The sequence below is a fragment of the Nostoc paludosum FACHB-159 genome (assembly GCF_014698835.1).
Classification (GTDB): domain Bacteria; phylum Cyanobacteriota; class Cyanobacteriia; order Cyanobacteriales; family Nostocaceae; genus Nostoc; species Nostoc paludosum.
The window spans coordinates 1-5,983 of sequence record NZ_JACJTU010000127.1 but is presented as its reverse complement, the minus strand read 5'-3'; the positions used below and the strand labels follow the sequence as shown (position 1 = coordinate 5,983).

The following is a 5,983-nucleotide window of genomic DNA, read 5'->3' as shown; positions in this document are numbered from 1 at the left end:
TATGCTTACTTGACTTTTACCTTTGAATCTAAATTACTCATGTATTAAAAAATTGTTAGTCATTGAGGTTATGTGAATACTTTTTTTTCACTTGTGAGAAATCCGGGTTTATCCAAGTAGTTTGGTTGTTGTGGCTGCGGAGTCTCACATGGGGAAAACCCACTTCATGATTTCAACTGCTTATGAAATCATGACTAAGTTGGGTAAAGGCGTTCTCTATGTCAGTCCGGAAATGGACAGAAACCAAGTTAATGCCCGAATGCTAGCTCGGATTACAGGTGTGGACTCTGCCAATATCCAAGCCCAAACGCAATCCTACTGGCAGCAAATTGCACAAGGCGTTGTACAGCTAGGCGAAATGCCTTGGCAGATTTTTGAGCATTCCACGCCAACCACCACCATGATTGCTTCTGCCGTGCGTCGTTCTATTGCCGAGTTTGGGGGGTCGATTGGTGCTGTGTTTGTGGACTACTTGCAGCAAATTCCTCTGGAGTCGGGCGGGAACATGGCTCATGAAGTCGGCAAGATTACTCGCCAGATTCGGGCGATCGCTAAAGAACACAAAATCCCCGTTTTCTTGGGCTGTCAAATCAACCGGGGAAACCAAACAACTGCTGACAAACGCCCAAATCGTCATCTGTTACGTAATTCTGGCGAAATCTTCGAGGTCTGCGACCAGTTGATTATGCTTTACCGCGATGCTGTCTACACGAAAGACCCTAGCGACCAAACTATAGAGCTGATTGTTGAGAAGAATCGGCTCTACGGCAAACTCGGCACTGCAACTATGTTGTGTGATTTCTCCACTTCTCGGTTTTTGAATTTTGCGAGGTGAACTGAGTTAATTCGGGGTACTGCTGCCTCCGTTGCGTAGACGCTCTTAGCGGCTTGCCGTTAGGCATCACGCAGGTATTCCCAAATCCGCCGAATTTCTTCTTGAAATGCTAGGCGATCGCGTTGGGCATCTGTTTGAGCTATAGTCACTTATCTGCAAATGAGATGGGATTTACCTGGAGTTGGTTATGCGATCGCTTCTGGGATAGGCTATGCCATCTGGTATCGTGCATTACGCACCTCCAAGCAACCCAGGCGGCTACGGTGCAACTGAGCGTGCCGATTTTGGCGGCAGTCGGAGCTATTCTATTTCTGAATGAACCTATGACTGTGCGGTTAGGGATAGCAACGGTTGCAGCCCTCAGTGGCATTGCCTTGGTTATCAAACAGCAAACAGAGCGAATATAGATTAAGCTGTTACCTCGCCTACATAACAATTGATTATTTTTTTAACTAAAAGTCCCTAAATAGAGAGTCGTGCTAATACATTTTCTATCCCCTTGCGTGCTTGGTTGAGATGAATTGGGTCATCTCTCATCACAAACAGGAAATTCCCAGCCAAGAGCATAGCTTCGATTTCAAACACTGTCTGAGCAACGTCCGCGTTGGGATCTATCTCGCTGAGAACCCGTGCATCAAGGATGCACTGCTTCAATAATGACATCCACTTGTCTAGCACTTCGACAACGCGATCGCGGGCTAGCCCTGGGCGCGTGTCGAGTTCTGCGGCGACTGCGGCAAAAAAACACCCACCCGGAAAAACTTTGCGTTCGAGATGGGAAAGAAATGAATTGACTACTACCTTCAGCCGCTCAGTTCCCGCCTGTGCTTGCATCGCAGGCTGAAGTACTTCACTCTCAAAAATCAAGGTTGCCGTTTCAATCGTCGCTAACTCTAGTTCTTCTTTGTCTTTGAAGTGGGCGTAGAGTCCACTCTTGCTCATCCCCACTTCAGCAGCTAGAGTCCCAAGCGATAAGCCATTGAGTCCCTTGATTGTTGCTAACTTCGCCGCAGTTAGCAGAATAGTAGCACGACTAGTCTGGCCTTTTGAGTGGCGAGGCTTGCCGCCTTCTGAATCTGTTTTTAATGACGAAATATTACTCATGGCTTGACAATAGCACGAACGGTCGTAATAATCAACTTTAACAAATAAAAAACGACTGTTCGTGCTTTTACATATCGCTCTTGATGTCATTCAGGATGAGGCAGAATCAGGTCAAGCTAATTGTCTTTACAGGCAAATTAGATTGCCGCAGATATCCGACACCATCGGACGACAAAAAGTTTGACACTGCATAAAAGGCGAGAGAATGTATCACCGATGTGTGCATCACTTTTAAAGTAGTAGGAATAAATATCATGACAATATTGTTGAATGAGACGTTTGGGAAACTGAAGACCAATGTAAAAGGTCATGTGGTGCTTCCTGAAGATCCGGCTTATGACGAAGTTCGGGAAATTTGGAATGCGATGATCGATCGGCGACCTGCTGCGATCGTCCAGTGTGCAACAGCCGATGACGTTGCTCATACAATCTTGTTTGCGCGAGAAAACGGACTGGAAATATCAATCAGGGGTGCTGGACATAATATTGCGGGGAATGCTTTGTGCGATCGCGGCGTGACGATCGATCTTTCAACCATGAAGAATGTCCGTGTCGATCCTCAAAAGCGGCGTGCCTATGTCGAACCAGGTGCGACGCTGGCTGATTTCGATAAAGTAGCACAGACGCATGGGTTAGCAACTCCAGTGGGAATTAATTCAACAACTGGTATAGCAGGTCTTACTCTCGGTGGAGGTTTTGGTTGGTTGACTCGTAAGTATGGCATGACGATTGACAATCTTGTTTCTGCGGCAGTAGTCACAGCAGACGGGAATCAGATCCGAACCAGCGAAACCGAAAACCCTGACCTTTTCTGGGCGATTCGCGGTGGGGGCGGTAACTTTGGTGTAGTCACTGAGTTTGAATTCGCTCTCCATCCTGTGGGCCCTGAAATATTGGCTGGGTTAATCGTTTTTCCGTTTAGTCAGGCTAAACAGGTGCTAACACAATATCGGAAATTTGCTCAATCGGCTCCTGAGGAACTGAATGTATGGGTGGTACTCCGCAAGGCTCCGCCACTGCCTTTTCTGCCCGAAGACGTACATGGTAAAGAGGTAATCGTGCTAGCTGTCTTTTATGCAGGTGACATTGCAGAAGGTGAGAAGCTGATTGAACCTCTACGCAGTTTTGGCGATGCCTATGGCGAACACATCGGCCCTCAACCATATATAGCATGGCAGCAAGCATTTGACCCCTTGCTGACAAAGGGTGCCAGGAACTACTGGAAATCTCATAATTTCATAGAATTACAGGATGGGGCAGTGGATGCGATCGTCCAATTCGTAGGTAAATTACCCTCACAAGCGTGCGAAATCTTCATAGGATTGATCGCCGGAGCATCCAACCGAATTTCGCCAGATGCTACAGCATATTATCATCGAGATGCAAAGTTTGTGCTTAACGTGCATGGACGCTGGGACGATCCCGCACAGGATGGAATAGGCATTGCGTGGGCAAGGGAGTTTTTCCAAGTTTCTGCACCTTACGCATCTGCTGGTGCCTATGTGAACTTCATGACCGAAGAGGAGGGCGATCGCGTCGCCGCCGCTTACGGAGCTAACTACGAGCGCTTGGTACAGATTAAGAGGCGCTACGATCCTGAAAACATTTTTCATCTCAACCAGAATATCAAACCGTGAGTTGGCTTTACTTTTATCGCTAGGTCTATACGTTTCATATTTTGAGTTGGGGTTTAAATTCCCGACTCAAAATTTCTTTATAAAATACCTACTCTTAAACAATACCTCTGCCAAATCACGAGGGTTCAACGCCTGTAGAAACGGGATGAATATCGTACCTAAACGCAGCGTTCGCCTAATTGCCGATGCCTTCTACATCAACGCCCAGAAGGACATATACCAAGCAGCACAACGATTGTACAGCCAAGGGCTACGAACGGATTTGCTCTGTGTCACCGGCTGGTTGTCTGACAACGGTCTGTTGTTTCGTGTTGGCGGACGCAATAAACTGGCTACACTTGTCGATCGCACTGTCAGTGCCGTGAACATCGATGCTTTCGCCGATTTGGTCATGGAGAAATACCAACGGCGGCAGTTAATTAAAGCTGGCAGTGAGATTGTTCAACTTGGCTATGCAACTGAAACCGAGTTTCCTGTAATACTTGACCAAGCCGAACAAAAAGTCTACGGCATTGCGTCAGAGCATTCTGCCACAGATTTAGTTCACATTTCCGATTCCCTGGCTGATGCCTTCACCGAAATCGAAGCACGTCACGCTGGAACCGCTAGCCCTGCTGTGTCCACTGGATTTTATGACTTGGACAGTATACTTAGCGGTGGTTTTCGCAAAGGTCGATTGTATGTCCTTGCTGCTCGTCCCTCCGTTGGTAAATCTGCTCTGGCTGGTAATCTCGCTCTTAATGTCGCGACTAGGGCAAGAATGCCTGTGTGTGTCTTCAGCCTGGAGATGTCCACTGATGAATATGTACAGCGATTCTTGAGCAGTGAATCGGGTATTGAAAACAATTTTCTTGAAACTGGACGCGTGTCGAATAACCAGTGGCAACCATTAAGTCAGGCGATCGCATCCCTTAGCGAAGTGCCAATTTTCATCAACGATAACTCTTGCCCTTCCCTTAATGAAATCCGCAGCCAAGTTCGCAGGGTTTCATCGCATTACGGTGGTGTTGGGCTTGTGGTTGTCGATTATTTACAGCTGATGGCAGAAGGTACTGATTCTAGAAACAACATGACTGAGCGTGTTGGAGAAATCAGCCGGGGACTGAAGAAACTTGCCAAAGACTTGGATGTATCAGTACTCGCTCTATCGCAGTTGAGCCGTGAAGTCGAACACCGCAATGACAAACGTCCTGTATTGAGTGATTTGCGGTCAAGTGGTGCGGTTGAGCAAGACAGCGATGTTGTCATCATGCTTTACCGTGAAGAAATGCATAATCCCGATACGACTGAGCGTGGTATTGCTGAGTTAATTGTTCGTAAGCAGCGCAATGGCCCAACTGGTACGGTCAAGCTTTTGTTCGATCATCAATTTACCTCCTTCAAGAATTTATCTTGTGGTCGGGGGTTTTGATGAAATCCGTTCTCTCCCTATTCTCTGGCATCGGCGGACTCTGCCACCACGGTATCACTGCGGCTGGTCTGTCGCATAAGTTTCAAGTTAAACAGTTTGTCGAAATCTCTGCTTATTCTCAATCACGACTTCGCTATGAACAACCCACAATCCCAATCCATCCAGACATCACCAGCAATCAATTCGCAATTCGCAATTCGCAATTCGCAATTATTAACCAAGAACCAAATGTATGAACCAAATTAGTATTGCTGACAGGACGAAAGCTTTGGCGATAAGAATAGTTAAGGCTTGTAGTTTCTTAGATGAAAAACCAGGAGTTTGTCGAACATTATCAAAACAATTACTACGAAGTGGTACATCCATAGGTGCTAATGTTAGAGAAGCTCAATCTTCCCAATCTGATAAAGACTTTCTCAGCAAATTAGAAATTGCACTTAAAGAGGAGAGAGAAACTGAGTATTGGTTAGAAATATTGATAGAGTCAGAATTGGTTGATAAAAATAAGTTTGACTCATTACTCCAAGAAACTAGAGAAATTGGAAAGATTCTGGTTTCATCTACTCGAAAGGTTAAGGAGAAAATCAACAAGCTCAACTAATTGCGAATTGCGAATTGCGAATTGCGAATTGGTTTGACCTCCTGGACAAACCAAATTAGAAATCAAATTGCGTCAATACGGGAGTCTCATGAAGTCAGAGGCTATAAACCCAGAGTTCTTACGGTGGCTCATGGGGTTTCCATTGGGGTAGCTAAAGGCATTCCAGGCAACTACGATGCTCGTCGTGCTTACGGGTTGAGTTGTTCTCCTCGACAGGCTGCTGTTGCTTGGAAACGGATTGATTACCTGTGCAGTCTACTTTCAAATTAAAAGGTGCGTTATGCTTAACCCGGATTTCTCACAAGTGAAAAAAAAGTATTCACATAACCTCAATGACTAACAATTTTTTAATACATGAGTAATTTAGATTCAAAGGTAAAAGTCAAGTAAGCATA

Annotated in this window: 8 protein-coding genes; 7 read left to right on the top strand and 1 reads right to left on the bottom strand. The window is 45.8% G+C overall.

Annotated features, from left to right (window positions below; translation table 11 throughout):
• Positions 1-121 precede the first annotated feature (121 nt).
• A complete protein-coding gene (locus tag H6H03_RS39000) occupies positions 122-835 on the top strand; it encodes a replicative DNA helicase (RefSeq protein ID WP_277927415.1) in 714 nt (237 codons plus the stop codon).
• Between the two features lie 164 nt (positions 836-999).
• Complete coding sequence (locus H6H03_RS38995) at positions 1,000-1,242, top strand: EamA family transporter (protein WP_199339240.1); 243 nt, start codon at positions 1,000-1,002, stop codon at positions 1,240-1,242.
• A gap of 55 nt (positions 1,243-1,297) precedes the next feature.
• On the opposite strand, the gene H6H03_RS38990 is transcribed toward H6H03_RS38995, so the two are convergent.
• Complete coding sequence (locus H6H03_RS38990) at positions 1,298-1,939, bottom strand: TetR/AcrR family transcriptional regulator (RefSeq protein ID WP_190960330.1); 642 nt, start codon at positions 1,937-1,939, stop codon at positions 1,298-1,300.
• 254 nt (positions 1,940-2,193) lie between these two features.
• Here H6H03_RS38990 and H6H03_RS38985 point away from each other — a divergent pair, with 254 nt between their 5' ends.
• From H6H03_RS38985 to H6H03_RS41030, 5 genes are all read left to right on the top strand, one after another.
• Positions 2,194-3,576, top strand: coding sequence for an FAD-binding oxidoreductase (locus H6H03_RS38985; protein WP_190960329.1), 1,383 nt, complete (start codon positions 2,194-2,196; stop codon positions 3,574-3,576).
• A gap of 145 nt (positions 3,577-3,721) precedes the next feature.
• Positions 3,722-4,987: a replicative DNA helicase gene (gene dnaB / locus H6H03_RS38980; protein ID WP_190960328.1), complete on the top strand. Its 1,266-nt coding sequence runs from the start codon at positions 3,722-3,724 to the stop codon at positions 4,985-4,987.
• Positions 4,987-5,223: a hypothetical protein gene (locus H6H03_RS38975; protein ID WP_242065767.1), complete on the top strand. Its 237-nt coding sequence runs from the start codon at positions 4,987-4,989 to the stop codon at positions 5,221-5,223. Before dnaB ends, H6H03_RS38975 begins: the two co-directional genes overlap by 1 nt.
• Entirely contained in the window at positions 5,220-5,588 is a 369-nt protein-coding gene (locus H6H03_RS38970; RefSeq protein ID WP_190960327.1) for a four helix bundle protein, read from the top strand. The genes H6H03_RS38975 and H6H03_RS38970 overlap by 4 nt, the downstream gene beginning before the upstream one ends.
• A gap of 123 nt (positions 5,589-5,711) precedes the next feature.
• Complete coding sequence (locus H6H03_RS41030; RefSeq protein ID WP_242065766.1) at positions 5,712-5,858, top strand: hypothetical protein; 147 nt, start codon at positions 5,712-5,714, stop codon at positions 5,856-5,858.
• Positions 5,859-5,983 lie beyond the last annotated feature (125 nt).

What these genes read in the sequence shown, in the direction of transcription:
- H6H03_RS38995 (WP_199339240.1), top strand. Translation starts at nt 1,000, where the DNA reads ATGGGATTTACCTGGAGTTGGTTATGCGATCGCTTCTGGGATAGGCTA.
- H6H03_RS38990 (WP_190960330.1), bottom strand. Translation starts at nt 1,939, where the DNA reads ATGAGTAATATTTCGTCATTAAAAACAGATTCAGAAGGCGGCAAGCCT.
- H6H03_RS38985 (WP_190960329.1), top strand. Translation starts at nt 2,194, where the DNA reads ATGACAATATTGTTGAATGAGACGTTTGGGAAACTGAAGACCAATGTA.
- dnaB (WP_190960328.1), top strand. Translation starts at nt 3,722, where the DNA reads ATGAATATCGTACCTAAACGCAGCGTTCGCCTAATTGCCGATGCCTTC.
- H6H03_RS38975 (WP_242065767.1), top strand. Translation starts at nt 4,987, where the DNA reads ATGAAATCCGTTCTCTCCCTATTCTCTGGCATCGGCGGACTCTGCCAC.
- H6H03_RS38970 (WP_190960327.1), top strand. Translation starts at nt 5,220, where the DNA reads ATGAACCAAATTAGTATTGCTGACAGGACGAAAGCTTTGGCGATAAGA.